The following is a 24,177-nucleotide window of genomic DNA, read 5'->3' as shown; positions in this document are numbered from 1 at the left end:
TGAGTTGTCTCCATCATAGGGACATGTTCAGGTAGGTGTTCGTCAAGGCGGACGAATTGTTCAATCGGTGATACTTCACTCAGATTGACATCAGCGAGAAAAGGCAGTGGATTGCTGATAAAACACTCACTCATAGTGGCTACTATTGAGTGGAGTGTTATTTATTACATAGATAGGGGAAAATAGCGCGAAGAGAGCCATTTTGTGCGGCACACTTCTAAAGTTCTAATCGATAAGATAGTGATTAACCGCAGAAAAGCACATCGCTATTCCATTAATGACGGCACCTCAGCGACACAATCAGACAGTTTTACATCAAATTCCGTAATAAACTCGCCTACCATGTCAAAATAGCGATAGCGAAACACCACATCATTTTCAAACAACATAACTGCTTGCCGAGCCCTGCAGGTGTTTTTCACCACCAACGGTGGCACGACCTGACGAAAATACTGAATATCAATGTCTTCTGCCACATCATCAACAATTGTATGATTAAGACGCAGCAAACGACCTTCCCCCTCTTGCGATACCGAGTCTAGCCTCGTTCCATTATCGACCATAACGGGGACATCACGATTGATGCGTATCTCAGCGGCTTTAACAAATGAAGGAGCCGCGTTATACATCGCATCTTGCCGGATCAACCCATTGGAGAGCATACAGTAGTCAATACCTGCTCCACCCTTCGATTCCTGAACAGGCGATACGCCGCATTGACGCTCAACCGCATCAACATCTTGTTGCGTAACTAACGTTCCGTTTACCGCCATCCAATCGGATGAAACACCTGAACAACCGGCCAGTAGCAACACGGTCAATGATCCAATTGTTCGTCTCAAATACATTCCTTACTGGTTAGTGTCGATGCAGTTCCTCAATGCCACGTACATCAACAAAGTCAGTGTCTCTAAATCAACGTTTGATTGTGTTATCACAACATGAATTTTCAGGGATAACTTTGAGAAGCCACCAATATTCCAACATTATTAGCATAAACACCCGCCCAATGCTTTCTTCTCAAACACATTCAAAAAGAACAGATATCAATACACGGAAAATTATTTAGCCATGCTATTCATCAACAACATCACCTCCATCAGTAAGCCCATCATTTCCAGACTAATATCCCATGAAAAAAACGATGAGGCTATTTTCCATTAGAACACATAACATATTCCGACATAAAAACCGTATTCACACTTTCATCTCCAAAGCAACAACCATACATAAGTTCATAAGGGGTCATCATAATCACTCACCTCGTTAATGTGACGACACATAAAGTTAACCTTTCAATTTTTTACATTTGTTACAAACTTAATGAGATTCTAGTCGCACTGTTGTAAAAATGAGACATGAATCAAATTTTCTGTAACCAATTGATTTATATTGACTTAAACACAGGAATTGTTTCAATAAATGACAGAATTTGTCAAAGTGTGACATTGCTATAAAAATTTAACCTCTTATTATCCTCCCTGTCAGTTGCCTAGAAAATAAGAGAAATTAGAACATGATTGAATTAAGCGTTGTTATTCCCACCTACAATCGTCGCGAATTGCTGTCACATACTTTAAATGCGTTGGCAGAACAAACACTGCCTTCAGATTCCTTTGAGGTCATTATTATTGATGATGGTGGCTGCGACGATTCTGAAGCCATTGTTCAATCTTTTTCAAAAAAATTAAATGTGAAATATTTCTGGCAGGAAGATAAAGGCTTTCGCGCCGGGAAAGCCAGAAACGTAGGCACCGCAATTGCTGAAGGGAAATATGTTGTCTACCTAGACACTGGCGTGTTGCTTGCGACAGGTGCACTGGAAGAACATTTGTTCCGCCACAAAGTCTCTACACACCCTATTGCTATTGTTGGCTATGTTTACGGCTTCGATCTTGATGAAGAAGGTGTAAAGAAAATGGAATCGGTTATTAGCCCTAATAACGTAGATGCTATTTTGCGTGAGTTAGACAAGCAAGGCATGCATGATATTCGCCAATCACAATACGATGACCTGGGCCAAAATATCAGTGATTGGCCAGCGCCTTTCGATCTATTTTGGACATGCCACGTTTCTGCTGAGCGCGAAGAATTAATCAAAGCCGGTATGTTTGATGAACGCTTTAACAGCTGGGGTGGTGAAGATGTCGATTTAGGTGTGCGCCTGTTCCGAAACAACAACATGTTCATCGTCGACAAATCCATGGCATCTTTTCACTGGCCACATCCGAAAGAAGTCAAAGACACCAGTGATAGCTCAAAAAGCGCCGCCGAACTCATCCATAGCAAATACAACATCTGGCAAACCAGTTATTACAATCTAGACCATGAGATCAATGATTTACCGCTCAACAGGTTGATCAAAGTGATGAAAACCAGCCCCAATTATCCAATGGCTGACAACTCGCTGTACACCGCCAAGCGTAAAGCCTCACCCGACACCACCGTAGAAGCATAAGGAGTCAGTTTATGCCTTGTGTTTACGAGAATATTTTCCCTGTTTCAAACGGCATGACCATCGAGGATGCTAAGGCCGTTTATCGCGATCAGATGAATTTCCACAAGGAAGCGACTTTTGTTGGCGAACCACACATTGCGTTTACATTGGCGAGAGACTCAGACGACTATCAACGTGATGTGCAGTTTTCTTTGATCGACAAAGCCAGTTTCAACAATGCCATCACTGTGGGTGAAGGCACGGTTATCTATTCAGACGATAACCTTGCTTTTGAAAACCGCCCCGTTCGTCTAACCGTGGTGCAAGTTAACGACCAACCACCAGGAAAAATCACCATCGGAAAGGGTGTCGTGATGCAGGGTACGGCTGTCGTCTCATATCAAGAAGTCGAGATTGGGGACAAGGTACTGTTTGGCCCACAAGTCACCATCATGGACAGTAGCGGTCACCCTGTCACAGGGCGTTGGGGTAATGACGATGCCGCGCGAACGCGAAGTGCAAAGGTCACGATCAAAGACAATGCTTGGCTCGGTATGGGGGTCACTATTTTGAAAGGTGTCACCATCGGACACAATGCAGTGATCGGTGCTAACAGTGTTGTCTACCGCGATGTGCCAGATAACTGCATCGCCATGGGCAACCCTGCTCAAATAGTTAAATAGTTAAACAGTTAAACAGTTAGACATCGCGTCTTAACCTCACTCGCAGATCCTCCTTTTCCGTCAAACTGAAGGCGAACGCCTTCAAAATAACAGGAGGATCTGCTCGTTCTCTCCAACATGGATTGTTTCATGTCTTTATATGCCCGTTTTATCGTGCCTCTATCAAGCTACAAAAGCTTGATCGCGCTGGCACTACCCGTCGCATTACAAACCGCTATTTTTTCGAGCAAAAGCACCGTCGATACCCTGATGTTAGGCTCCTTGAGTGAGCTAGATATCGCTGCCATTGGCCTTGCAGCAAAAGCACAAATGATCATCACCTTTTTCATTATTGGTTTGAGTATCGGTGGCGGTCAAATTGCCGCGCAGTGCTTTGGCATGAAGAGCGAAGACGGACAGCGAAAGCTCCACACAACGGTGTTCATTACCTTGCTGCTGAGTGTTAGCACCGCCCTGCTATTTTTCATTGTATTGTTTTTCTTTCCCGGTCAATTAATGTCACTGGGAAGCCAATCTACAGACATCATTGGTAAAGGGTCTGACTACCTACAAACTATCGCGATCAGTCTCTTTTGTTTTGCTTATGCATCGAGTATTGCCAGTGGATTGCGCGCCATGCACCAACCTGGTATCGCAACAAAAATCAGCTTGATCGGTGTGGCGCTGAACCTTGTCTTCAACTGGATACTCATCTTCGGTCACTTTGGCTTTCCAGCGATGGGCATCAAAGGGGCGGCGTTGGGAACCGTGTTCAGTGCAGTGATTGAGTGTGTCGCTCTTTACCTTTACTTGCGCGCTAAAACACACCCTCTGACTCATTTTCGTCTTCACCATTTCAACGCCCTTCGCCGCCAAGATGTCATTTTAGTGGCACGTCTTTCTGCAACCGCAGCGTTAAATAGCGTGGTTTGGGCAGCGGGACTATTCGCCTTCCACGCGATCCTTGGTTATAGCGATCCGAACCTGTTGGTTGCGTTGTCCGTACTTGCACCTTTGGAGGCGCTCGCGATGTCTTTACTTATTGGCTTGGCGACAGCGGGTTCGATTATAGTGGGCAACTTGGTGGGTGCAAACGAACACGAAAAATTGCCACTCGCCGTTCGTCGACACGTCATATTCAGTGGCGTGATTGGTATCGTCACAGCGGTAATTTTGTCGTTGCTGGAAGCGCCGTTGCTCTCACTGTTCTTCCATTCTGATTTACCGTCAGAAGCCGAATATCTCACGTCATCACTGTTCGATATCATGGCTGCCTCTTTGGTGATCAAAAGCATCTCAATGATGCTCATAGTCGGCGTACTTCGCGCAGGTGGAGATGCCAATTTCTGCTTGGTGACTGATGTGCTCGCACAGTGGGTATTCTTGTTGCCTTGTGCGTTCTGGCTTACTCATGTACTCGGGTTCCCACCCGTGTATTTGTTTGGTTTGATCATAGTGGAAGAAACACTCAAAGCACTGGTTTGCTACTGGCGACTCAATAGTGGAAAGTGGGTTAAGAACTTGGCATCTAGCTTAAGTTAACATCGGCTTAAACTAACCGAGCGCTATCAGGAAATTCCATAAAAAAAGCCCGCTTACAATGAGCGGGCTCTCTATCAATGTTTCACCAGGGGCATCAGCGAGAAGATGTTAGCTCATCGACCAGAACGCGGCTTCACGTTGTCCCAAGGGCTGCTTCCGCGACCTGAGCGATCATTGTTACTTGCTACAGAAGGCTTGTCACTGCGAGATTTGTCAGCACCATGACGCGAGCGGCTGTCATTTGAACGACCATCTGAACGTGCGTTTTCGCTACGTCCTGCGTTGCCGCGAGGCTGACGACTTTTTGGTGAACCACTTTTTGATGAACTATTTTGGGGGGCACTGCTCTTTGACGCCAAGTGCTTTGGCTTAAAGTTCAGCACTGAAATAGGCACTGGATTACGTGGTTCAAACCCTTCAATAACACGACGCTCAATCAAATGGCCTAAGCGGCTTTCAATCATGCACAGGTTTTTGAAATCGTCTTTCGACAAGAAAGTGATCGCTTCACCCTTCGCGCCTGCACGCCCTGTACGACCAATACGGTGAATGTAGTCGTCAGCTGGGAATGGCAAATCGTAGTTAACCACTCGGGTCAGCTCTTCGATATCAATACCACGAGAGGCAACACCCGTTGCAACTAAGTATTTCAGTGCACCAGATTTAAAGTCTTCCAACAACTGCTCACGAACCGCTTGGCTGCGACCGCTGTGGAAAGATTCAGCCGGAATACCGCGCTTACCTAACTGTTCCACCAACTTGGCAGCGCCATGTTTGGTTTCAAGAAAGATCAGTGCCTGATCCCAATCATTTGCAGTGATGAGGTGGCTCAACAGTGCAGATTTTTTGTCTTTATCAACCGTGGTTAACCACTGCGTAATCTCTGGCTTGCTTTGCGAATCCGCGGTTGAAAGCTCAACGGGGTTTGGCACGGCTGTTTTTGCCAGCATACGGATTTTGTCAGACAAGGTTGCAGAGAACAGCAAGTTCTGACGATCAACAGGCAAACGCTCGATGATCTTGTTGATATCCTCGATGAAGCCCATGTCCAACATGCGATCGGCTTCATCAAGAACCAAAATTTCAATTTCGTCGAAGTGAACGGCGCGTTGCGCGTACATGTCTAGCAAACGGCCTGGTGTTGCAACCAGAATATCGACGCCTTCAATCAAACGCTGTTTCTGTGCAGCGATTTCTTTACCGCCATACATAGCCAATGTAGTCAGTGGTAAGTTCTTTGCGTACTGCTCTGCATTCTTTTCTACCTGTGCCGCCAACTCACGTGTTGGTGCTAGGATTAACGCACGTACACGTTTTTTACGCTGGGTCTCACCACGGCTCAATATCTCAAGAATTGGCAATACAAAGCCTGCTGTTTTACCCGTACCGGTTTGTGCTGCGGCTAGCAGGTTCTTACCTTTTAAAATCACAGGAATGGCTTTTTCCTGGATCGGCGTTGGGGTTTCATACCCAAGTTCAGTGACGGCAGAAACAATCGGCAGGCTTAAGCCCAGCTTAGAGAATGGCATGAGAAATCTCGGCGTAAAAAGAAAAGACAACAAGTATGGCAGATAGCAACGCCACAAAGGGCGCGCATTCTAGCACGAGTGGTTCAAAAAGCAGAGCAATGTCTGTGCAGGTCAATTTACGCATTAGCAAGGCGATGTTGAAGCATCACTCAAGCCATGATTTTCTCTATCATTTGCTCGCATTCCTTTTGCGTGGCATAGCGTGGAACGGGATAATTCCACTTAGCCTCTTGAATAGCATTTTTGGCGATGATTGCCACATCCGACGTTTGAATTTCCGCCAGTGTTTTTGGCAACGATAAAGCGTCTTGCAATGATACTATATAGGCAACAAAAGCATGTGCATTGGTCGCATCATCCCATGTTGCATCACCTACCCCGGCCATGTGCGCCAGATCAGCCATTCGTGATGTCGCGCTCGGCAATGAAAACCTCAACACATGAGGCAACGCCAAGGCATTGGCGAGGCCATGAGGTGTCCCGTATTTGGCACCAAGATTATGTGCAATCGCATGGGTGTATCCCAAACTGGCTTTGGTGAACGCCAGCCCAGCGTAATACGACGCCATGGACATATTGAGCCGCACTTTTAGTGAATGGCCGTCTTTGTATGCAGGGACAAGGTTATTACTAATGAGTTTTATCGCCGCATTCACATAGCCATCTGTTTCTGTAGTCGCGTTGACTGAAAGGTAGGCTTCGACTGCATGTGTTAGCGCATCCATGCCTGTCGCGGCGGTCACGCTAGGAGGCAAGCCTGTCATCAATACTGGGTCTAATGCCGCCATTAAGGGCACGAGCTTTGGATCCATCAATGGGGTTTTCTGATGCGTGAAAGGGTCCGATATCACCGCGGCAACCGTCACTTCTGAACCTGTACCCGCCGTTGTAGGGATCACAAATAACGGCGCAGGTGTTCGCCACACTCTCAAGATTCCGGCCAGTTTTCGAATCGATTTTTTATTGGTCACACGCGCAGCAATCACTTTGGCGCAATCCATTGGCGAGCCACCGCCAATCGCTAAAATGCCCGCGCACTTTTCGCGAAAATACATGTCTCGACCTTCTTCGGCCATGGGGTAGGTGGGATCAGGCGTGACACTGGCATAGCGAACAAAGCTCACGCCAAAGCGAGATAAATGCGCCTCCACTTTATCGACTATCCCCACATCGACTAAAGGCTGGTCGGTCACTATCAGCAACTTGCCGAGATTCATCAACCCAATGGCTTCGCACAATTGCTCGGTACTGTCAGCGCCGGCAAACAAAGTAGGACGCGGAATAGGGATCACCCTCGCCGCGACCTTCAGCGCTTTCATATAGCCTTTAAAGAAAAACAACGACGGTTGCCCCATGGTGAATGCTACCTCTGGTTAGCGGTAGTAACAGCCTAGGCAACAGACGGGGTCGCATCTAGCTTTTTCCTTTCAAAAACAGCGATTCATCACGATGCGTGGTCAATATTTCATCGGCTGGTATACTCATGGCTTCCAACACTACCCGTCAGAGGAAGACCATGGGACAGACCACCAAATCACTCAACGAAAAACAGATCGCGTTTATCGAAAAGCAAAAGCTCTATTTTGTGGGTACTGCTGCACCAACCGGAACGGTGAATATGTCGCCTAAAGGAGGCGATTCTCTGCGTGTGATCGACAGTAAAACGCTGGCGTGGTTGAACCTGACGGGCAGTGGCAATGAGTCCGCCGCTCATGTTTTACAAGACCCGCGCATGACTGTGATGTTTTGTGCTTTCGAAGGGGCTCCTTTGATCCTTCGTGCCTACGGCACTGCGCGAGCCATCCATCGCAATGATCCTGAGTGGGCAATTTACAGCGTCCTTTTTCCTGAAAGCATCGCATCGCGACAGATCTTCTTGCTTGATATCGATATGGTGCAAGCATCATGCGGCATGTCAGTCCCCTTCTTTCGTTACGAAAGCGATCGTGATGAACTGGATAAATGGTCAGCCAAACAAGGCGAGCACGGTATTCAAAGATACTGGCTCAAAAAAAACCAAACCAGCTTGGACGGCTTTGAATCGCAGATTGCCGAGAAATCGGGCTTAAAGATCGACGAATAACAATCGACGATTGATGAAAATATAAAAAGGAGGAATGAATACATCACGCCTCCTTTTTCATTGTGATTTTAACCAATGTGGCTTACCACTCCATTTCGCCAGTGTGCACTTTCGCACTAAGATCCAGCGAAGACGGCTCTACCGCGTCAGGGTATAACTCGGTCATTTTCTCAATCAATGTTTTACTGTCTTTACTGCTCTTTTTCGCTTCGACAAAATCAGTGATGTATGAGAGTGAATACTCAATCGCGTCGGCATTCAAAGAAGTGTCCGCTGCCATGTGACCTGGTACCACCACCTCAGGTTTCAGTGCCTGCATTTTTTTCAGTTGAGCAGTCCACGCTGCCAGTTCCGCGTCTGTTTGCGTATCTGCCATCCAACCATGCATGTCACCGAATACACCTACGTTACCCAATACCGCTTTGTTAGCAGGTAGCCATAAATATGGGCGGTGTGCCAGTGCGCCTTCCGTCCCCTTGATTTCGATCGGCGTGCCATTCACTGAGAATGAGGAGGCAGTAACCGCTTCTGGAACAATTGGCTTCACAGGGGCATTCGCACCCATTTGTGGACCCCAATACGCTATTTTCCCCGCCAATTTCTTCTCAATCACTTTCTTCACAGCAGGCGTTGTGATGATCTCAGCATTGGGAAAGAACTGATGAATCACTTCTGCACCGAAATAGTAATCCGGATCTGCCTGACTAATAAAAATGGTTTTCAGTTCTTTGCCTGAGTCCAGCACCTTAGCAGCGATGCGTAGGGCATCAGCGCGAGTAAAACCAGTGTCGATCAGTGCCGCTTCGGTTTCTCCATACACTAGGGTAGATGTCACCAAAAAGCTGTTTTCATCGCCATGATAGACATCCAGTGTCAATGGCGCCGTGTCAGCTGCGAACGTTTGACCGGCAAGTAGCGTTGTCAAAAGCGCGATACGTGTTTTCATCATTGTTCTCCAAAAGATTGTATTTTAATTTTCTTGTCGGAGAGTAGATTAGTGAATTGACCTGCTCGGAAAAACAGCAAATACTGAACAATATTGTTTTTTATATCGAGCTAATCATGGATAGGATCACTGCTGCAAAGGTGTTTATTGATGTGTCGAAAACCGGAAGCTTTACCGCAAGCGCCGACCGCTTAGACATGTCACGCCCTATGGTGACGCGATACATTGAAACCATGGAAAATTGGTTGGAAACACGCCTGCTGAATCGCACCACACGTAAAGTGTCTCTGACTTCAGCCGGTGAGCGATATCTTGATCACGTTGAACAACTTGTTGATCAGGCGGAATCGCTCTCTTTCCTTAATACGACTCACGGTGAATTAACAGGAACAGTGCGCATTGCCGTCTCCATGTCATTTGGGCATGCTCAACTTATTCCTGCTTTAAAAACCTTCATGGCGGACAACCCTCGTGTCATCATCGACATGGACTTACGAGACACAACCAACGATTTGACCCGCGATCGTATCGATCTCGCCATTCGCATTTCATCCAACCCCGATCCATCTTTGATAGGAAAGCCTATCGCAGTTTGTGAATCCGTCTTGGTCGCTTCTCCGTCATATATCGATACCCATGCGCCGATCACATGCCCTTCCGATCTGTCGACACATCAGTGTCTTGGTTATAGAAACTTCGCGCACCACGTATGGCATTTACAAAACGGCGAGTTGAGCGAATCAATCGATATCCAATGCCAACTTACGGCGAATGAAGCGACAGCATTGTTATACGGCTCAATAGAAGGGATGGGGATTTCAATGCAGCCAACTTACTTAGCTGATAAATATATTCAGTCTGGTGAGCTTGTCCCAATTCTGGGTGAATGGAAGCCGCAAAGCATGCAGGTTTACGTTCTTTTCCCGTCGAGAAAAAACATGGCGCCCGCAGTCAGAGCGGTGATTGACTACCTGAGCGACTATTTTCAACGCGTCGGTACAGAGTCATAAACGACTCAACACTTCACTTTATTGACATTTCTCATAATAAAAGCCAACAGTTCTAATTTGCTTTGGCAATATAACCATGTGACCTCAAAATACATTTAAAATAAAAAACATAATGGCTAGGTATATTCACAATGAAAACAAAAATCATCCTTGATACTGATCCCGGTATTGATGACGCGATGGCAATACTGTTTGCAGAGGCTAATCCCAACGTTGAGTTGGTCGCGCTAACTACGGTGTTTGGTAATGCGGAGATCGATATCAGTACGCGTAATGCGCTTTACCTCAAACAACGTTTTGGCTTTCAATGCGACGTGGTCAAAGGGGCGAATAAACCACTTAAGCGCCCACCCGTCGGCGCCAGTATTGCGGTTCATGGCGAGAATGGATTCGGCAACGTAGACATAAAAGAACCCACAATTTCTGCCGACCCACGTGCAGCACACCAATACATCATCGATACCGTCAAAGCATCACCTAACGAGATCACGCTGGTCGCTGTTGGGCCACTGACCAATCTTGCTTTGGCTCTAATTGAAGCACCTGAAATTACGGGATTGGTCAAAGAGGTGGTGATCATGGGTGGGGCTTTTGGCACGCATGAACACACAGGCAATGTCACCCCATTTGCCGAAGCCAATGTTCACGACGACCCACATGCCGCAGATGTCGTATTTACCGCTGACTGGCCTGTCACCGTGATTGGGTTGGATGTGACTCACGAAACCTTCTTCTCTACGGACTATATCGACACACTTCGCGATACGTGCGGAGAAGTGGGTCAGTTTATGTGGGATATCAGCCGCTTCTACCTCGATTTTTACAAATCTCGCATGGGGGTAAATGGCTGTTTTGTACATGACCCTTCTGCCATTGCTTATGTGATAAATCCTTCGCTGTTTACGCTACGTGAAGGCCCTATCCGAGTGGTATGCGACGGCCCGGCCGAAGGTCTGACCCTGCAAAAGTACAAACAGACACAACACAAAACTGATGAATGGGCAGACAAACATCCGCAACAAGTCGCCATCGAGGTCAAAGATCAAGCCGTACTCGACTTGTACTTGGATTCCATGACCCAATACGGTAATCGCTAACCTATTCAGTGAGTAACTTATTAGTCCGCGCCAATGACTGCCAGTAAGAAGGTCCAGTTGGCGCACTTTATTCATGTTTAATTTCATCGACCTTACCTTCCCCTTCTGTTGTTTTCCGCGACTGCGATCTTCTCCCCACCAATAAAAGCAAACATGAAAAATCGTCTCATTTCTACATAAGTATCTGACAACCATGCTTTGTTCGAACAAAACAGACACATTGCTGATATAGCGTATTACGCAGCCCACATTTTAAGGCCATGGTACTTGTCGCCATCAGAGGGCAGTTCGGCTTAATACTCAGGAGATTTCAATGGCTGCTAAAGGATTCGATACCGCGTTTTTGTCTATCCCTATTTCTCTCCCTCGTTTGGGCGAAAGCTTACTCGAAGTGGCATGGGAGTTTGGTGAACCCCTGCATTACGAACACTTTTCATTGGTGATGAACCGTGAAACCAAAATGGCGTTTTACACGGCACACAACATAGATCGTGAAAGCCTGATCAGCTTGAAACGAAGCAGTTGGAAACTCGACCCGCGGGTCGATCTCACCTATCAAGCAGGTCCTGCTGTCTACAAAAATAATGTGTGGGATCGTGGACACATGGTGCGACGCGCAGCCATTAATTGGGGGAAGCGTCCCGAGGCTAGTCAAGCCAATCGAGATTCCTTTTTCTATACCAACGCCAACCTACAACACGCCAAGTTTAATCAGGACGAATGGCTAGAACTTGAAAATTGGCTGCTTGAAGAACAAGAGCTCGGCGATCGCTTGTCGGTGTTTACTGGCCCAATCAATACCATCAATGACCAACCCTATCGCGGTACATTTATTCCATCAGCCTTCTGGAAAGTCATCGTGTTTACCCTTGGTGGTGAGCTGCAATGTCGCGCGTTTTTAATGAAACAAAGCGAATTTTGGGATGATCATGACGGAAAAAACAGCCTCAATTTAGAAAGCTATCAGGTCTCTCTCACCCAAATCAGTGAGCTGACGGATCTGTACTTTCAAGTAGAACTGTATGAAGCCAATCCGATTTTCTACTCGCCAAATAACTTTACGCTTTCAAACGATATCGACACGCCGGAAATGCGGCCAATTGAATCACCAACAGATATCGTCAATACACGCGGTGATTACACTGACATTGTTCAAGCGCTTTGGGATGGTGACAGAAACCGCTTTAGCGTGACGCGAATGAAAGAAGGCCGTTGGATGAATGAAGGGGCGGATATCAAGCTCAACGAGCAAGGGTCACGCAATCCGAGAAAGCGCGATCTCGCGAAATTTACGCTGTTCGATTCAGTAAATACCGACAAGTTAATGCATTCCTCTTCCTATCAAGCATTCAAGCGTTTAATAGATAACTACAACGAATTACAACGTGATGGTGAGCAATACAGCCAACAGGAACTGATTGAAATAGACCATTTTCTCGAGACATGCTTTAACGCTGAAAGCAGTAATGCTGTGCCTTTAATGGAAGAGGTGTATCACTACGTCACGGCGAGTCGTGAGATTGGCGGGCTAGGCTTTGAGGCAAAGAAATATTCCGATATGCCCTTTTCCAGCCCCACATTTGGCTCGAATGCGTGCGTGGACCTTTCAAACATGGCGGCATTTAGAGAAACCGTGCGCAACCTCTGGTTTGGTCTGTACACCAATTACTTTGATAAAGCTGTGGTTGGTGCATCCGGTTTTGAGCATGTCTTTTTAGGCGAAATCAAGCGCGAAGGATCGCGCTATGAAGTCAGCGGATACCATTATTGGGTGAAGTTTTTTTGGGATGAACAAGCCGCAATGAACGGTCAATCTAACCTCAATTATCTCGGCTCGTTTTATGATGGTCCTGAAGGGCAACTCAATGCCGATGTGGCGACCCTTTCCATGCGATGGCGAGTGGGGAACAAATCTGCATTGAAAGAAAAAGGCGGGTTCTTCGTGGGTACTAGCCCAGAATGTATGCTGGCAATGGGCACGCTACTGAGCTTTGAAAGCTATCGAAACGAAACCGACCCACTACCATTTTTCGACGGCGAATCTTTCCGACGTGCTGCCATTAACGACTGGCGCTATGACTTGGTGCTTTATCGTGAAACACGCCAAGATAAATCTCGCGGATTCCATTTACGTTCGTTCTTCCCCATCCTGAAAAGCCAAGACAACACTCAACCCCTTTTGGCGCCGCATTCCAATGCCGAGGTCTTATTGTATGAAGAAGGCGATGTCATTATCGCATCGGCACTCCCTAACCCTGAAGGTGCAGGTGATAAAAACGAGTGGGTTGCCATTCGCAATGAAACGGGGGGGTTGGCCGATGTCACCGGATGGAAAATACGCAGCAAATCTGGCACCACCACGATTCAAGAAAAAACCAAGCTTGCACCTGGGCGAGATCATCGCATTATCGTGCGAGCCGGAGGTGGCGGTGCAGCCCTGTCCAACAAAGGGTCAACCATTGAGTTGTTAGACACTGAGCAAAACGTGATTTCAAAAGTGGAATATAAATCAGTCAGTCGACGCGCCGAAGGACAAGTGCTGAATTTCACGTAATCCTATGATGTCCATGAAGCCGATCTGACGCTTTACATCTTGGTAGGCTTTGAGGTCACTAGTGACTGATTAAGACAAAGAATGCGTACTTAAAAATCTAGCCCTAACCATTAAATACATGCATGTTTTAGTGAGAGGGGCTTTTTTGGCTTACATGTTTTTTAATGGTCTCACAATCTCGTCTAGCCCTTCAATTTTCAAGGTGAGGCAAAGCGCCATCAGCTTACCAAGTTCGCCGTTCGGGAAACCCTGTCTTTCAAACCACAACAAGTATTCTTCAGGTAAGTCGATCAGTACTCTGCCTGAATATTTGCCGAAGGGCATTTTAACACGGGCAAGTTTGAGCATATTTTCTTTTTCTAGCATGGTGTGAACGCTTTGAACGGGAAACAAGAAAGCAGTGTATACCCATACGGATTTCAGATCCGAAAAAAGCCAGCAAAGTAATGGATGAACAGATGATGACACGACGTGGCATCCCTGCGACGAAAGACCGAATGCATCTTTCTTATCAATCTAGCTGGCACACTTCGCAACCAAAGAGTTTGCTGTGCATCCAGCAACCCACGCAAAAGCCAAGAACGGCCTCAAGCCACGTCAACATGAAACAGATCCCCAAGACAGAGAGAAGCCAAACATCAGAAAAATCGAGCAAACGAAATGCCAAACAGGTGATCCCCATCGTTGCGCCTAATATCCACGCAAAGCGTTTAGGCTTGATTGGCCGCCAAACTGGCTTGAACTTCATTGTCATGGCGGTACCTAGCACACCCGATGGACTGAGTGGTGTTAAACCAAACATCGCAGCCATTGCCATGTCAAATATGACATAAGGTCCGATATAAATGACGGGATCCCATTCGGGACGAACAATGAGTATAAATAGGGTGACCGCAGACAGAATATTGAGCAGCCCTGCGCGTGCTCGCGTTGCGGTTTCATCTATCCGCAAATCACTTTCACCCGGCAGGCTTTGCCCCATCGCCAATACAGGTTTAGTCAAAAAGGTATGAAATTGTTTTTGTTCGTCAGCGCGCATGAACCTTCCCTCTCCCTCATCCTTCTCTAAGTCTATACGCTTAGCAAAATGATGACGGTATTGGGTGGATCTGATTTTCTCATTCCGGCCAAATCTTGCTCGCTGAGCAATTTTTCGCCCGACATCCAAGCAATTCTTTGCTCTGTTAAACCTCACTCTTCTATAACTCCTTGTTTTTATTGCACCACATAGCTGGCACACCCTTTGCGTTATCTCTTGCGTTGTATCACTCATTTCTCTGTCGGCCATGTTTGGCGGGCAACCATTGAATAAGGACATCGCAATGCCAACTCCATGTTATATCGCTATCGAAGGCAAAACTCAGGGCAACATTACCGCGGGCGCTTTCACCGCGGATTCTGTCGGCAACATCTATGTGGAAGGCCACGAAGACCAAATGCTGGTGCAAGCCTTTGACCACATCGTCACCGTGCCGACTGACCCACAAAGCGGTCAGCCTTCTGGCCAACGTGTTCACAAGCCCTTCAAGTTCACCGTGGCACTGAACAAAGCCGTGCCGCTGATGTACAACTCTCTGGCCTCAGGCGAGATGCTGCCGAAAATTGAACTCAAATGGTACCGCACCTCCGTGGAAGGCAAGCAAGAGCATTTCTTCTCGACCATCCTGACGGACAGCACCATCATCGATATCGATTGCCAAATGCCCCATTGCCAAGACGCGAACAAGAAAGAGTTCACCCAGCTGGTGACTGTCTCTGTCGCATACCGCAAGATTGATTGGGAACACACAGTAGCAGGGACGTCAGGTGCCGATGACTGGCGTGCGCCTGTTGAAGCCTAAGGCTTCTTAGCAAAAGGTGGCACGCGTTAACACAGTATTGTAACGCTTGCTCATTAACACCTTTTGCCACTGACCCGCCTTTGGGCGGGTTTTGTCGTCAAGCAATGACGCCTGACGACCTGATGTTGAATGATGTACGGACTCTGGTTAAACGGGGTCATGCTGGGATGGTTTATGGCTACGGAAAGCGGTCTGCAATTTACTCTTCATGTTGAAGGCTTACCTGACGACGCCTTGGCGGTGGTCGACTTCTCGGGGGCGTCAGCCTTGTCTGCCCCGTTTCTGTATCAGGTGAAACTCGCCAGCCGCACTGACACTTTGACTGACCATGATGTCGTTGACCGCAATGTCTCTTTGATGTTGTGGAAAGACGGGGAGTTGGTTCAACGCTTTCATGGCGTTGTGCGCAGCTTTACCCGCGGCGACACGGGCTTCAGTCATACCCGTTATGCCCTTGAAATGGTCCCTGCCCTTTCGCGTTTGTCCCTTCGCCATAACAGCCGTATTTTCCAGCAACAATCTGTCCCTGAAATCATCAGTATCTTGCTGCAAGAAATGGGCATTGATGAGTATGCGTTTTCGGTGTCTGGCTCGCCGCAAGTACGCGAATACTGCGTGCAGTACCGTGAATCGGACCTGGAATTCTTAGAGCGCATCGCGGCCGAAGAAGGCTTGTTCTATACTTTCTTGCACAGTAAAGACAAACACACGGTGTTGTTTTCGGATGACACTCAGACGCTGTCTCACTCTTCGCTGACACTCCCTTATAACGCCACCGTGGGCGGCACGGCCAGTTCAGCCTTTATCAAAGGCTGGCAACGCTCAGCGAAAACCCGACCTTCCTCTGCGCAGCTTAAAGACTACAGCTTTAAAAAACCGGCTTATGGCTTTTTGCATGACCATCCCGGTACGGAGATGGATTATCAGCGCGGCACCTATGAGCATTATGATTATCCTGGTCGCTTTAAAAGTGATGCGGCAGGAAAACCTTTCACCCAATACCGGTTAGAACATCTAAGAAGCGATGCGATTACCGCGACCGCCTCAAGCAATGTCATGCAAATCCAAGCCGGCATGCTGTTTGATTTTGCTGACCACCCTGATGATGAGGCGAACCGTGGTTGGGTGGTGGTCTCAACGCAGTGTGACGGCACACAACCCCAAGCGCTCGAAGAGCACGGTGGTGAGGGCATGACAACGTATCACAATACGTTTTCGGTCATTCCCGCTCACCGCCCGTGGCGTCCCGCGCCACAAGCCAAGCCCTGTGTGCATGGCCCACAAATGGCGATTGTCACTGGGCCTGCGGGGGAAGAAATCTTCTGTGATGAGCACGGGCGTGTGAAAGTGCAGTTTCCGTGGGACCGATACGGCAACAGTGATGAAGCCTCAAGTTGTTGGGTACGGGTCTCCCAAGGCTGGGCTGGCGGGCAATACGGCATGATGGCGATACCGCGCATTGGTCATGAAGTGATTGTGTCGTTTTTAGAAGGCGACCCGGACCAACCGATTATCACAGGGCGCACTTATCACGCGACCAATGTGCCGCCCTACCCGCTGCCAGCCAACAAAACGCGCACGGTACTGAGAACCGAAACCCATCAAGGCGAAGGGTTCAATGAACTGCGCTTTGAAGACCAAGCGGACAAAGAAGAGATTTACGTTCATGCCCAAAAGGACATGAACCTGCTGGTCGAGAACGACCGCAAAGACAACATCAAACATGACTTGCATCTGGATGTGGAAAACGAGCGTTTCTCGCACATCAAAGTCGATGACCATTTAACCGTCGACGGACAAAGCAAAGAGCATGTGAAGGGTGACATCAGTCTGACTATCGATAGCTCCCTCCATATTAAACAGGGAAAGAAGCAGCTTCTCGAAGCGGGCACCGAAATACACCACAAAGCCGGCGATAAAGTCATCATTGAAGCAGGTACAGAGATCACCATCAAAACAGCCGCGGGCTTTGTAAAACTTGACCCTGCGGGTGTGCATTTTTCAGGTGCGGTAGTTAATTTGAACTCTGGTGGGGGCGCAGGAAGTGGCAGTGGGTTTGGTGGTCAACTTCCTTATCCCCCAAACTTTGTTGCTGAACCTCCCATATTTGATGAACAAGTAAGGTTGGTAAATTCTGAAGGTCGAATTATGAAAAATACGCCTTATTTTGTTGACGTGAACGACGGAAGAACCTTCTTTGGCGTATCAGATGCACAAGGTTTATTGCCAAGAATCCAAACGGATAAGCCCGACTTTATGAAAGTACTAACGGGTGTCAAAGCACTTGAAAGGTGGCCAGAAAATGAGCGACACATTGATTGAAACTGACGTCACAACAAACGCAAATGTCGGTTCAACAACTGACGTATTGAGTGGTGACATGCCAGCAAGGGCATTTTTCTTTGCCATAGTCGATGAAATCGGAAGTGATGGTATTCTCGTAAGAAAAGTTTATGCCACGCTCGACGACCAGTTTTTGAAGGCGATGCAGCTCCCAGATTCCCAAGCATTAAAAGAGGTGTTTCCTGAACAGTTTGGCATCTCCGGCAGAGACATTAATGCAAATGCAACCGTCGCTGAACATGTTATGGGTGTCAAAAATCAAACTCAGTTTTCATCAACAAGCTCAGTCTTTCCTGACGGATCCCCCAGATTTAATGGAAAAACCGTCTACATTGATGTAAAAAAGGCCATTCAGGGGGGAGCTACGCTCGTCTCTACTGAAGAGATAATTGCAGCTTTAGAAGAATATAAAAAGACCGTCCCAAAAAGAGTTAAACGCATAGAGCAAATTATCAGCTACGTAAGAGACATCGATAAGGAAGTGCTGCTTGCCAATAAAGTCCCCGCAAAAGCGGTTTTCACTCCAGACTCGTATGCCCTTGTAAAACAGGTTGGTCGAGTTGGAAGAACCGTTCAGGTCTTTGGGTTTGCTCTCACGGCTTACGACTTAACCGTAGCTACTCAAGAGTCGATTAAAACTGGTAGCATGAAACCTATTAGTGCTGAAACTATTCGTCAAGTTGGCGGTTGGGGTTCTGCCGTCGCAGGTATGAAGATAGGGGCGGTTGCTGGAGCAGCAGTTGGCATTGAAACCGGCCCAGGAGCGATTGTCACCGGTCTCGTCGGGGGCATAATTTTTGGTGCAGCTGGTTACTTTGGAGCGGATTGGGTAGCGGATTTTATTTATGAAAACTAACTTTTTTAGCAAATTTGGATTGTCAAAAAAAAGCTCAGTAGATATCGAGCATACTAACCCGCTACCTCTAAACTTCGACAAGAACACTTACCCTCAGGTTAAGCTATCCCAAGAACACAAAAGCCAAGCCTATTATCTGTTTTTTTTGCTGGCAAAGCCTGAACTAGGAAGGTTCATGTCCGCATTATCTTCCCAATCTGGTGATTCACTTCCAGAACAAGGACTAATTCTTAATTTGTCACTGTATGAAGACTTCACCGGATATGTCGTCAGTTTTACCTGCAATAATGAAGATACTGTAAAGAAAATTACGCAACTAAAGCTTGCTCCTCCTCTTCCTCATCAATCATTTCCAAGTTTAGATCCTAACAGCTATGGCAGCCTGCAAGGCAACTTAGATTTGTGGTTTACACACTTCTGGGCAGTATATTGGAATTCAATGACGACTGAAGAAAAGCTGGCCATTTCACTTCCTCCTGACTGGTCTGAATTTATGGAGTCTAGATTTTGAAATGATTTGCCCTTATGCGACGTCTCACTTCCATAAGTGCAAAACAAATGAGCGATCGGTGGATCGAGCCTAGACTGGCCGATGAATTAGGTAAAAGTCAGGCTCGGGAGGTGAGAAATCAAGGCTATGAACGATGGTTAATGATTGTTGATGAATCGGGAGAAGTGGTCAACATTACAAAATTGGACGCCAATGCAAGAAGCATTGAAGAGGTGATGAAATGACAGGACAAGCACTAACATTTAATCAAACGAGAAGGGATGCTTTTCTGGACGAACATGTTTATGACGAACAAAACACCTACTTCAGCAAAGATAACTCTCGGCGCTACACACATCTAACCGATGAAAATAAAGACATATTTCATCGATCAAGTATTAGTTGGTCTCTATTTTTAAATAAAGTAGAGCACGCGCTTCTTGAATACTCTGGAGGAGCGAATATTGAAGCAGTACAACTGCTCGTTGATGTCGCTTTCCAAGATCTTAATCGCCACAAAGACCAATTTACCTTTGAAATAATAAAATACTGGGAGCCAGACGGTTATCAATTTCTTCTTTGGCTGGTCAGTCTTGCAGTGCTAACTGGCAACAAAGATGCTTTGCTCACCATCGCTAGAATGACTGGGAAAAACCCACAAGGTGGCGACGACAAATGCATCGTCCAATTATACACTCGTGTTGGCTTGCAAGGTCTCCCAAGACAAGATTCACTTGTTTTCGAAAAGCCCTACAGCGATTTTTATGATGCCATTAAAGGCGACGGCGTTTCTCCGACAAAATCCGAACGCCAAGCGGCGCTAAATGCCTATCTTAAGGGCTGGTACAAGGGCATGAAAAATTGCTATTGGCATAATCGCCATAAAGGCAGACATGCTACCCACTTTGGCTATTGGTCACTGGAGTCGGGGGCTGCCACCATCCTTTTTGATCTTGACGACAGTGAATACCGCAAATCGCTTTATTACCCAAAAGATTGGGTAGACTTTGCTCGCGAACAAAATGTTAGCGCTTTATTCAGCCATGAAAAACTACCTTTTCACCACATCGCATTGCCGGGCGATGAGGCACCAGTGACAGCTGAGTGGGTTTCCAATGTCAGCAATGAGGCACTTAAAGCGAACATGGGTGAACGCCTAAGCGGTGATCCGGTTAATAAAGCAGGTGATGCTGCAATATGGATCAGCATATGAAGTACATTGTGCCCTTCGCTTTGTTAGTTACCTCTTTGAACGCTTGGGCTTCACTCTCTGGCAGCTACTCAACACCGCCAGACAGTCTTTCCAACATCGTGTTTTCTGTTACGGAATTAGACGACAAAATAATCTTAGAGCGCAGAGGTGAACTCTATGCAGCAGCCTATATGGATAAAGTAGAAAGATCTGAATTTGCGTCTTATATCGCTTGGGGAGCAGATGACCTTCAGGATTCAGAGTGCCTCGTTATGCCACTGATGCCACAAGTGAAACTTGAAGAGATCGTGGCATCAAAAGGGGGAGATGTGGTTGCAGTCACAGCCACTGGCAAGTCCACCTTGCGTTTTATTGACGAGCAAAACACAAAGTCCTTTATTCGTTTACCTAAATTTAAGATCCGACAGGTTCTTTGTGTTTCTGAAAACTCGATACCACGCCTGAAAAGCAACGCATTCTTCTACAATCACGCCTTTGGTGTCGTCCCAGTCATTGAGCGTTAGTCGAATTCTAGTCACTCTTCACTCCGGCCAAAACTTGCTCGCTGAGCAATTTTTCGCCCGACATCCAAGCAATTCTTTGCTCTGATAAACCTCACTCTTCCATAACTCGTTGTTTTTATTGCACCACATAGCTGGCACACCCTTTGCGTTATCCCTTGCGTTGTATCACTCATTTCTCTGTCCGCCATGATTGGCGGGCAACCATTGAATAAGGACATCGCAATGCCAACTCCATGATATATCGCACTAAGAAAAATCGCAGAAGCGATCAAAAGTATTCGTGGTGAGGTGACTGCAACTGCACTCAAAGGCTATCTTGATAACATTGCAGATGCGCTAACAGATTTAGTCTCACAAATTCGATACCTCGCTCCTGCTAGCGTAAAGGTTTGGCTCGATGAATCTGTTCGGTTGGTACGCGCCGTTCAAGAATCCGCAGATAGAATGTTGGAACCCGCCATCGCGCCAGTGCAACGTATTCTGAACGATATTGAAGAAGCATTAGGCAAACAAGCTGATGAATACTCACCCAGCTATCGAGCTGATGTAAATACACGCACCGTTCACGAACTTGACCCAACAGTCGCTGCAATAAATCCACGCATTCTGACTCGCACACAGAAAGGTCTGTATGGCGAAATTATCAGTGACAACTATATGCTTAACCAAGGTCATCGAAACCTGTTGCCGGACGCTCGGCAAGTTCGAAACCAAGGTTTTGATAGATGGTTAATGATTGTTGATGAATCTGGAGAAGTTGTTAATGTAACCAGATTAGACAGAACAGCTACTGCTATTGAATCTCTATCGTTGAATTAAAGGAAGATCATGACCACTTTCAATACAACGCGACGCGACCCATTCTTGGAAGAAGAAACGTATAACAAAAAGAATGAATTTTTTGTCACGTGCGTACTTAACGATGCAGAGTCCGAATCTATCATCGTTGACGAAACTAAGGATATTTACCATCGCAAAGGCGTTAGCTGGGGCAATGTCATAGATCATGTAGAAAACGCCATTCTTGCTTATTCAGCTGGTAATGACATGCAAGAGGTGCAACACCAAACGGTACTTGCTCTCGATTATCTTGCATTGCACAAATCTCGCTTCCCAGAAGATGTCATTTATTATTGGGAGCAAGACGGCTACCAGTATTTACTATGGTTAATCAGCCTAGCTGTTCTGACAGGCAATACTCAAGTATTCAGCACCATCGCCAGAATGACGGGGAAAAACCCACAAGGTGGCGACGACAAGTGCATCGTCCAATTATACACCCGTGTTGGCCTGCAAGGTCTCCCAAGACAAGATTCACTTGTTTTCGAAAAGCCCTACAGCGATTTTTATGATGCCATTAAAGGCGACTGCGTTTCTCCGACAAAATCCGAACGCCAAGCGGCGCTAAATGCCTATCTTAAGGGCTGGTACAAGGGCATGAAAAATTGCTATTGGCATAACCGCCATAAAGGCAGACACGCTACTCATTTTGGCTATTGGTCACTGGAGTCTGGGGCTGCCACCATCCTTTTTGATCTTGACGACAGTGAATACCGCAAATCGCTTTATTACCCCAAAGATTGGGTAGACTTTGCTCGCGAACAGAATTTTGGTGCTTTATTCAGCCATGAAAAACTACCTTTTCACCATATCGCATTGCCAGGCGATGAGGCACCAGTGACAGCTGAGTGGGTTTCCAATGTCAGCAATGAGGCACTTAAAGCGAACATGGGTGAACGCCTAAGCGGTGATCCGGTTAATAAAGCAGGTGATGCTGCAATATGGATCAGCATATGAAGTACATTGTGCCCTTCGTTTTGTTAGTTACCTCTTTGAACGCTTGGGCTTCACTCTCTGGCAGCTACTCAACACCGCCAGACAGTCTTTCCAACATCGTGTTTTCTGTTACGGAATTAGACGACAAAATAATCTTAGAGCGCAGAGGTGAACTGTATGCAGCAGCCTATATGGGTAAAGTAGAAAGATCTGAATTTGCGTCTTATATCGCTTGGGGAACAGATGACCTTCAGGGTTCAGAGTGCCTCGTTATGCCACTCACGCCACAAGTAAAAATTGAAGAGATCGTGGCATCAAAAGGGGGAGATGTGGTTGCAGTCACAGCCACTGGCAAGTCCACCTTGCGTTTTATTGACGAGCAAAACACAAAGTCCTTTATTCGTTTACCTAAATTTAAGATCCGACAGGTTCTTTGTGTTTCTGAAAACGTGATACCACGCCTGAAAAGCAACGCATTCTTCTACAATCACGCCTTTGGTGTCGTCCCAGTCATTAAGCGTTAGTCTAATTCTAGTCACCCTCCATTCCGGCCAAATCTTGCTCGCTGAGCAATTTTTCGCCCGACATCCAAGCAATTCTTTGCTCTGTTAAACCTCACTCTTCTATAACTCCTTGTTTTTATTGCACCACATAGCTGGCACACCCTTTGCGTTATCTCTTGCGTTGTATCACTCATTTCTCTGTCGGCCATGTTTGGCGGGCAACCATTGAATAAGGACATCGCAATGCCAACTCCATGTTATATCGCTATCGAAGGCAAAACTCAGGGCAACATTACCGCGGGCGCTTTCACCGCGGATTCTGTCGGCAACATCTATGTGGAAGGCCACGAAGACCAAATGCTGGTGCAAGCCTTTGACCACATCGTCACCGTGCCGACTGACCCACAAAGCGGTCAGCCTTCTGGCCAACGTGTTCACAAGCCCTTCAAGTTCACCGTGGCACTGAACAAAGCCGTGCCGCTGATGTACAACTCTCTGGCCTCAGGCGAGATGCTGCCGAAAATTGAACTCAAATGGTACCGCACCTCCGTGGAAGGCAAGCAAGAGCATTTCTTCTCGACCATCCTGACGGACAGCACCATCATCGATATCGATTGCCAAATGCCCCATTGCCAAGACGCGAACAAGAAAGAGTTCACCCAGCTGGTGACTGTCTCTGTCGCATACCGCAAGATTGATTGGGAACACACAGTAGCAGGGACGTCAGGTGCCGATGACTGGCGTGCGCCTGTTGAAGCCTAAGGCTTCTTAGCAAAAGGTGGCACGCGTTAA

The 24,177-nt window shown here is 46.9% G+C and carries 24 protein-coding genes; 18 read left to right on the top strand and 6 right to left on the bottom strand.

All coding sequences use genetic code 11. The features are described from left to right. Positions 1–266: 266 nt before the first annotated feature. The gene (locus tag AC3CIC_RS21895; RefSeq protein WP_488516229.1) at positions 267–842 is read right to left on the bottom strand and encodes a hypothetical protein; all 576 of its coding nucleotides are present in this window, start codon (positions 840–842) and stop codon (positions 267–269) included. A 674-nt stretch (positions 843–1,516) separates the two neighbouring features. Between AC3CIC_RS21895 and AC3CIC_RS21890 the strand changes: the two genes are divergently transcribed. From AC3CIC_RS21890 to AC3CIC_RS21880, 3 genes are all read left to right on the top strand, one after another. Continuing rightward, entirely contained in the window at positions 1,517–2,458 is a 942-nt protein-coding gene (locus tag AC3CIC_RS21890) for a glycosyltransferase (RefSeq protein WP_488516228.1), read from the top strand. Positions 2,459–2,469: 11 nt separating this feature from the next. Further along, the gene (locus tag AC3CIC_RS21885; protein WP_488516227.1) at positions 2,470–3,120 is read left to right on the top strand and encodes an acyltransferase; all 651 of its coding nucleotides are present in this window, start codon (positions 2,470–2,472) and stop codon (positions 3,118–3,120) included. Positions 3,121–3,249: 129 nt separating this feature from the next. After that, positions 3,250–4,641 carry an MATE family efflux transporter gene (locus AC3CIC_RS21880; protein WP_488516226.1) on the top strand — a complete coding sequence of 464 codons (1,392 nt, stop codon included), beginning with the start codon at positions 3,250–3,252 and terminating at the stop codon, positions 4,639–4,641. Between the two features lie 113 nt (positions 4,642–4,754). On the opposite strand, the gene AC3CIC_RS21875 is transcribed toward AC3CIC_RS21880, so the two are convergent. Then, positions 4,755–6,170 (bottom strand): DEAD/DEAH box helicase, encoded by a 1,416-nt coding sequence (locus tag AC3CIC_RS21875; RefSeq protein ID WP_488516225.1) that lies wholly within the window; start codon positions 6,168–6,170, stop codon positions 4,755–4,757. A gap of 149 nt (positions 6,171–6,319) precedes the next feature. Then, complete coding sequence (locus tag AC3CIC_RS21870; protein WP_488516224.1) at positions 6,320–7,525, bottom strand: iron-containing alcohol dehydrogenase; 1,206 nt, start codon at positions 7,523–7,525, stop codon at positions 6,320–6,322. A 161-nt stretch (positions 7,526–7,686) separates the two neighbouring features. Between AC3CIC_RS21870 and AC3CIC_RS21865 the strand changes: the two genes are divergently transcribed. Then, the gene (locus tag AC3CIC_RS21865; RefSeq protein ID WP_016962463.1) at positions 7,687–8,253 is read left to right on the top strand and encodes a pyridoxamine 5'-phosphate oxidase family protein; all 567 of its coding nucleotides are present in this window, start codon (positions 7,687–7,689) and stop codon (positions 8,251–8,253) included. An 82-nt stretch (positions 8,254–8,335) separates the two neighbouring features. On the opposite strand, the gene AC3CIC_RS21860 is transcribed toward AC3CIC_RS21865, so the two are convergent. Next, a complete protein-coding gene (locus AC3CIC_RS21860) occupies positions 8,336–9,199 on the bottom strand; it encodes an MBL fold metallo-hydrolase (protein WP_488516858.1) in 864 nt (287 codons plus the stop codon). Between the two features lie 116 nt (positions 9,200–9,315). Here AC3CIC_RS21860 and AC3CIC_RS21855 point away from each other — a divergent pair, with 116 nt between their 5' ends. From AC3CIC_RS21855 to AC3CIC_RS21845, 3 genes are all read left to right on the top strand, one after another. After that, the gene (locus AC3CIC_RS21855; protein ID WP_488516223.1) at positions 9,316–10,209 is read left to right on the top strand and encodes a LysR family transcriptional regulator; all 894 of its coding nucleotides are present in this window, start codon (positions 9,316–9,318) and stop codon (positions 10,207–10,209) included. A 131-nt stretch (positions 10,210–10,340) separates the two neighbouring features. Then, positions 10,341–11,306, top strand: coding sequence for a nucleoside hydrolase (locus AC3CIC_RS21850; protein WP_488516222.1), 966 nt, complete (start codon positions 10,341–10,343; stop codon positions 11,304–11,306). Between the two features lie 313 nt (positions 11,307–11,619). Continuing rightward, positions 11,620–13,860, top strand: a complete 2,241-nt coding sequence (locus AC3CIC_RS21845; protein ID WP_488516221.1) for a DNA/RNA non-specific endonuclease — start codon at positions 11,620–11,622, stop codon at positions 13,858–13,860. A gap of 150 nt (positions 13,861–14,010) precedes the next feature. On the opposite strand, the gene AC3CIC_RS21840 is transcribed toward AC3CIC_RS21845, so the two are convergent. Both AC3CIC_RS21840 and AC3CIC_RS21835 read right to left on the bottom strand, forming a co-directional pair. Further along, positions 14,011–14,226 (bottom strand): DUF3820 family protein, encoded by a 216-nt coding sequence (locus AC3CIC_RS21840; RefSeq protein ID WP_026023831.1) that lies wholly within the window; start codon positions 14,224–14,226, stop codon positions 14,011–14,013. Between the two features lie 145 nt (positions 14,227–14,371). Beyond that, positions 14,372–14,899 carry a DUF4395 domain-containing protein gene (locus tag AC3CIC_RS21835; RefSeq protein ID WP_488516220.1) on the bottom strand — a complete coding sequence of 176 codons (528 nt, stop codon included), beginning with the start codon at positions 14,897–14,899 and terminating at the stop codon, positions 14,372–14,374. Positions 14,900–15,182: 283 nt separating this feature from the next. Here AC3CIC_RS21835 and AC3CIC_RS21830 point away from each other — a divergent pair, with 283 nt between their 5' ends. The 11 genes from AC3CIC_RS21830 (at position 15,183) to AC3CIC_RS21780 (ending at position 24,147) form a co-directional block, all read left to right on the top strand. Continuing rightward, positions 15,183–15,701 (top strand): Hcp family type VI secretion system effector, encoded by a 519-nt coding sequence (locus tag AC3CIC_RS21830; protein ID WP_017003152.1) that lies wholly within the window; start codon positions 15,183–15,185, stop codon positions 15,699–15,701. Between the two features lie 174 nt (positions 15,702–15,875). Further along, positions 15,876–18,023: a type VI secretion system Vgr family protein gene (locus AC3CIC_RS21825; RefSeq protein ID WP_488516219.1), complete on the top strand. Its 2,148-nt coding sequence runs from the start codon at positions 15,876–15,878 to the stop codon at positions 18,021–18,023. After that, a complete protein-coding gene (locus AC3CIC_RS21820; protein WP_488516218.1) occupies positions 18,004–18,900 on the top strand; it encodes a glycine zipper family protein in 897 nt (298 codons plus the stop codon). The genes AC3CIC_RS21825 and AC3CIC_RS21820 overlap by 20 nt, the downstream gene beginning before the upstream one ends. Next, on the top strand, positions 18,890–19,411 hold the full coding sequence (locus AC3CIC_RS21815; protein WP_407330945.1) for a hypothetical protein: 522 nt from the start codon (positions 18,890–18,892) through the stop codon (positions 19,409–19,411). The genes AC3CIC_RS21820 and AC3CIC_RS21815 overlap by 11 nt, the downstream gene beginning before the upstream one ends. Before the next feature lie 47 nt (positions 19,412–19,458). Next, positions 19,459–19,635 (top strand): hypothetical protein, encoded by a 177-nt coding sequence (locus AC3CIC_RS21810; RefSeq protein ID WP_488516217.1) that lies wholly within the window; start codon positions 19,459–19,461, stop codon positions 19,633–19,635. Then, positions 19,632–20,603, top strand: coding sequence for a PoNe immunity protein domain-containing protein (locus tag AC3CIC_RS21805; protein ID WP_488516216.1), 972 nt, complete (start codon positions 19,632–19,634; stop codon positions 20,601–20,603). The genes AC3CIC_RS21810 and AC3CIC_RS21805 overlap by 4 nt, the downstream gene beginning before the upstream one ends. Further along, the gene (locus AC3CIC_RS21800; protein WP_488516215.1) at positions 20,600–21,106 is read left to right on the top strand and encodes a hypothetical protein; all 507 of its coding nucleotides are present in this window, start codon (positions 20,600–20,602) and stop codon (positions 21,104–21,106) included. The genes AC3CIC_RS21805 and AC3CIC_RS21800 overlap by 4 nt, the downstream gene beginning before the upstream one ends. 288 nt (positions 21,107–21,394) lie before the next feature. Then, positions 21,395–21,925 (top strand): hypothetical protein, encoded by a 531-nt coding sequence (locus tag AC3CIC_RS21795; RefSeq protein ID WP_488516214.1) that lies wholly within the window; start codon positions 21,395–21,397, stop codon positions 21,923–21,925. Positions 21,926–21,934: 9 nt separating this feature from the next. Further along, positions 21,935–22,903 carry a PoNe immunity protein domain-containing protein gene (locus tag AC3CIC_RS21790; RefSeq protein WP_488516213.1) on the top strand — a complete coding sequence of 323 codons (969 nt, stop codon included), beginning with the start codon at positions 21,935–21,937 and terminating at the stop codon, positions 22,901–22,903. Then, on the top strand, positions 22,900–23,406 hold the full coding sequence (locus AC3CIC_RS21785) for a hypothetical protein (RefSeq protein ID WP_488516212.1): 507 nt from the start codon (positions 22,900–22,902) through the stop codon (positions 23,404–23,406). The genes AC3CIC_RS21790 and AC3CIC_RS21785 overlap by 4 nt, the downstream gene beginning before the upstream one ends. Positions 23,407–23,628: 222 nt before the next feature. Further along, a complete protein-coding gene (locus AC3CIC_RS21780; protein WP_017003152.1) occupies positions 23,629–24,147 on the top strand; it encodes an Hcp family type VI secretion system effector in 519 nt (172 codons plus the stop codon). Positions 24,148–24,177 lie beyond the last annotated feature (30 nt).

It is taken from the genome of Enterovibrio sp. QJM3NY_24 (genome assembly GCF_057786035.1).
The sequence above is the reverse complement of the archived record's forward strand: the minus strand, read 5'-3'. Positions and strand labels throughout refer to the sequence as shown.

Bases quoted from the DNA above. Each gene is read 5' to 3' on its own strand.
- AC3CIC_RS21890 (WP_488516228.1), top strand. From the start codon at position 1,517: ATGATTGAATTAAGCGTTGTTATTCCCACCTACAATCGTCGCGAATTG.
- AC3CIC_RS21885 (WP_488516227.1), top strand. From the start codon at position 2,470: ATGCCTTGTGTTTACGAGAATATTTTCCCTGTTTCAAACGGCATGACC.
- AC3CIC_RS21880 (WP_488516226.1), top strand. From the start codon at position 3,250: ATGTCTTTATATGCCCGTTTTATCGTGCCTCTATCAAGCTACAAAAGC.
- AC3CIC_RS21875 (WP_488516225.1), bottom strand. From the start codon at position 6,170: ATGCCATTCTCTAAGCTGGGCTTAAGCCTGCCGATTGTTTCTGCCGTC.
- AC3CIC_RS21870 (WP_488516224.1), bottom strand. From the start codon at position 7,525: ATGGGGCAACCGTCGTTGTTTTTCTTTAAAGGCTATATGAAAGCGCTG.
- AC3CIC_RS21865 (WP_016962463.1), top strand. From the start codon at position 7,687: ATGGGACAGACCACCAAATCACTCAACGAAAAACAGATCGCGTTTATC.
- AC3CIC_RS21860 (WP_488516858.1), bottom strand. From the start codon at position 9,199: ATGAAAACACGTATCGCGCTTTTGACAACGCTACTTGCCGGTCAAACG.
- AC3CIC_RS21855 (WP_488516223.1), top strand. From the start codon at position 9,316: ATGGATAGGATCACTGCTGCAAAGGTGTTTATTGATGTGTCGAAAACC.
- AC3CIC_RS21850 (WP_488516222.1), top strand. From the start codon at position 10,341: ATGAAAACAAAAATCATCCTTGATACTGATCCCGGTATTGATGACGCG.
- AC3CIC_RS21845 (WP_488516221.1), top strand. From the start codon at position 11,620: ATGGCTGCTAAAGGATTCGATACCGCGTTTTTGTCTATCCCTATTTCT.
- AC3CIC_RS21840 (WP_026023831.1), bottom strand. From the start codon at position 14,226: ATGCTAGAAAAAGAAAATATGCTCAAACTTGCCCGTGTTAAAATGCCC.
- AC3CIC_RS21835 (WP_488516220.1), bottom strand. From the start codon at position 14,899: ATGCGCGCTGACGAACAAAAACAATTTCATACCTTTTTGACTAAACCT.
- AC3CIC_RS21830 (WP_017003152.1), top strand. From the start codon at position 15,183: ATGCCAACTCCATGTTATATCGCTATCGAAGGCAAAACTCAGGGCAAC.
- AC3CIC_RS21825 (WP_488516219.1), top strand. From the start codon at position 15,876: ATGGCTACGGAAAGCGGTCTGCAATTTACTCTTCATGTTGAAGGCTTA.
- AC3CIC_RS21820 (WP_488516218.1), top strand. From the start codon at position 18,004: ATGAGCGACACATTGATTGAAACTGACGTCACAACAAACGCAAATGTC.
- AC3CIC_RS21815 (WP_407330945.1), top strand. From the start codon at position 18,890: ATGAAAACTAACTTTTTTAGCAAATTTGGATTGTCAAAAAAAAGCTCA.
- AC3CIC_RS21810 (WP_488516217.1), top strand. From the start codon at position 19,459: ATGAGCGATCGGTGGATCGAGCCTAGACTGGCCGATGAATTAGGTAAA.
- AC3CIC_RS21805 (WP_488516216.1), top strand. From the start codon at position 19,632: ATGACAGGACAAGCACTAACATTTAATCAAACGAGAAGGGATGCTTTT.
- AC3CIC_RS21800 (WP_488516215.1), top strand. From the start codon at position 20,600: ATGAAGTACATTGTGCCCTTCGCTTTGTTAGTTACCTCTTTGAACGCT.
- AC3CIC_RS21790 (WP_488516213.1), top strand. From the start codon at position 21,935: ATGACCACTTTCAATACAACGCGACGCGACCCATTCTTGGAAGAAGAA.
- AC3CIC_RS21785 (WP_488516212.1), top strand. From the start codon at position 22,900: ATGAAGTACATTGTGCCCTTCGTTTTGTTAGTTACCTCTTTGAACGCT.
- AC3CIC_RS21780 (WP_017003152.1), top strand. From the start codon at position 23,629: ATGCCAACTCCATGTTATATCGCTATCGAAGGCAAAACTCAGGGCAAC.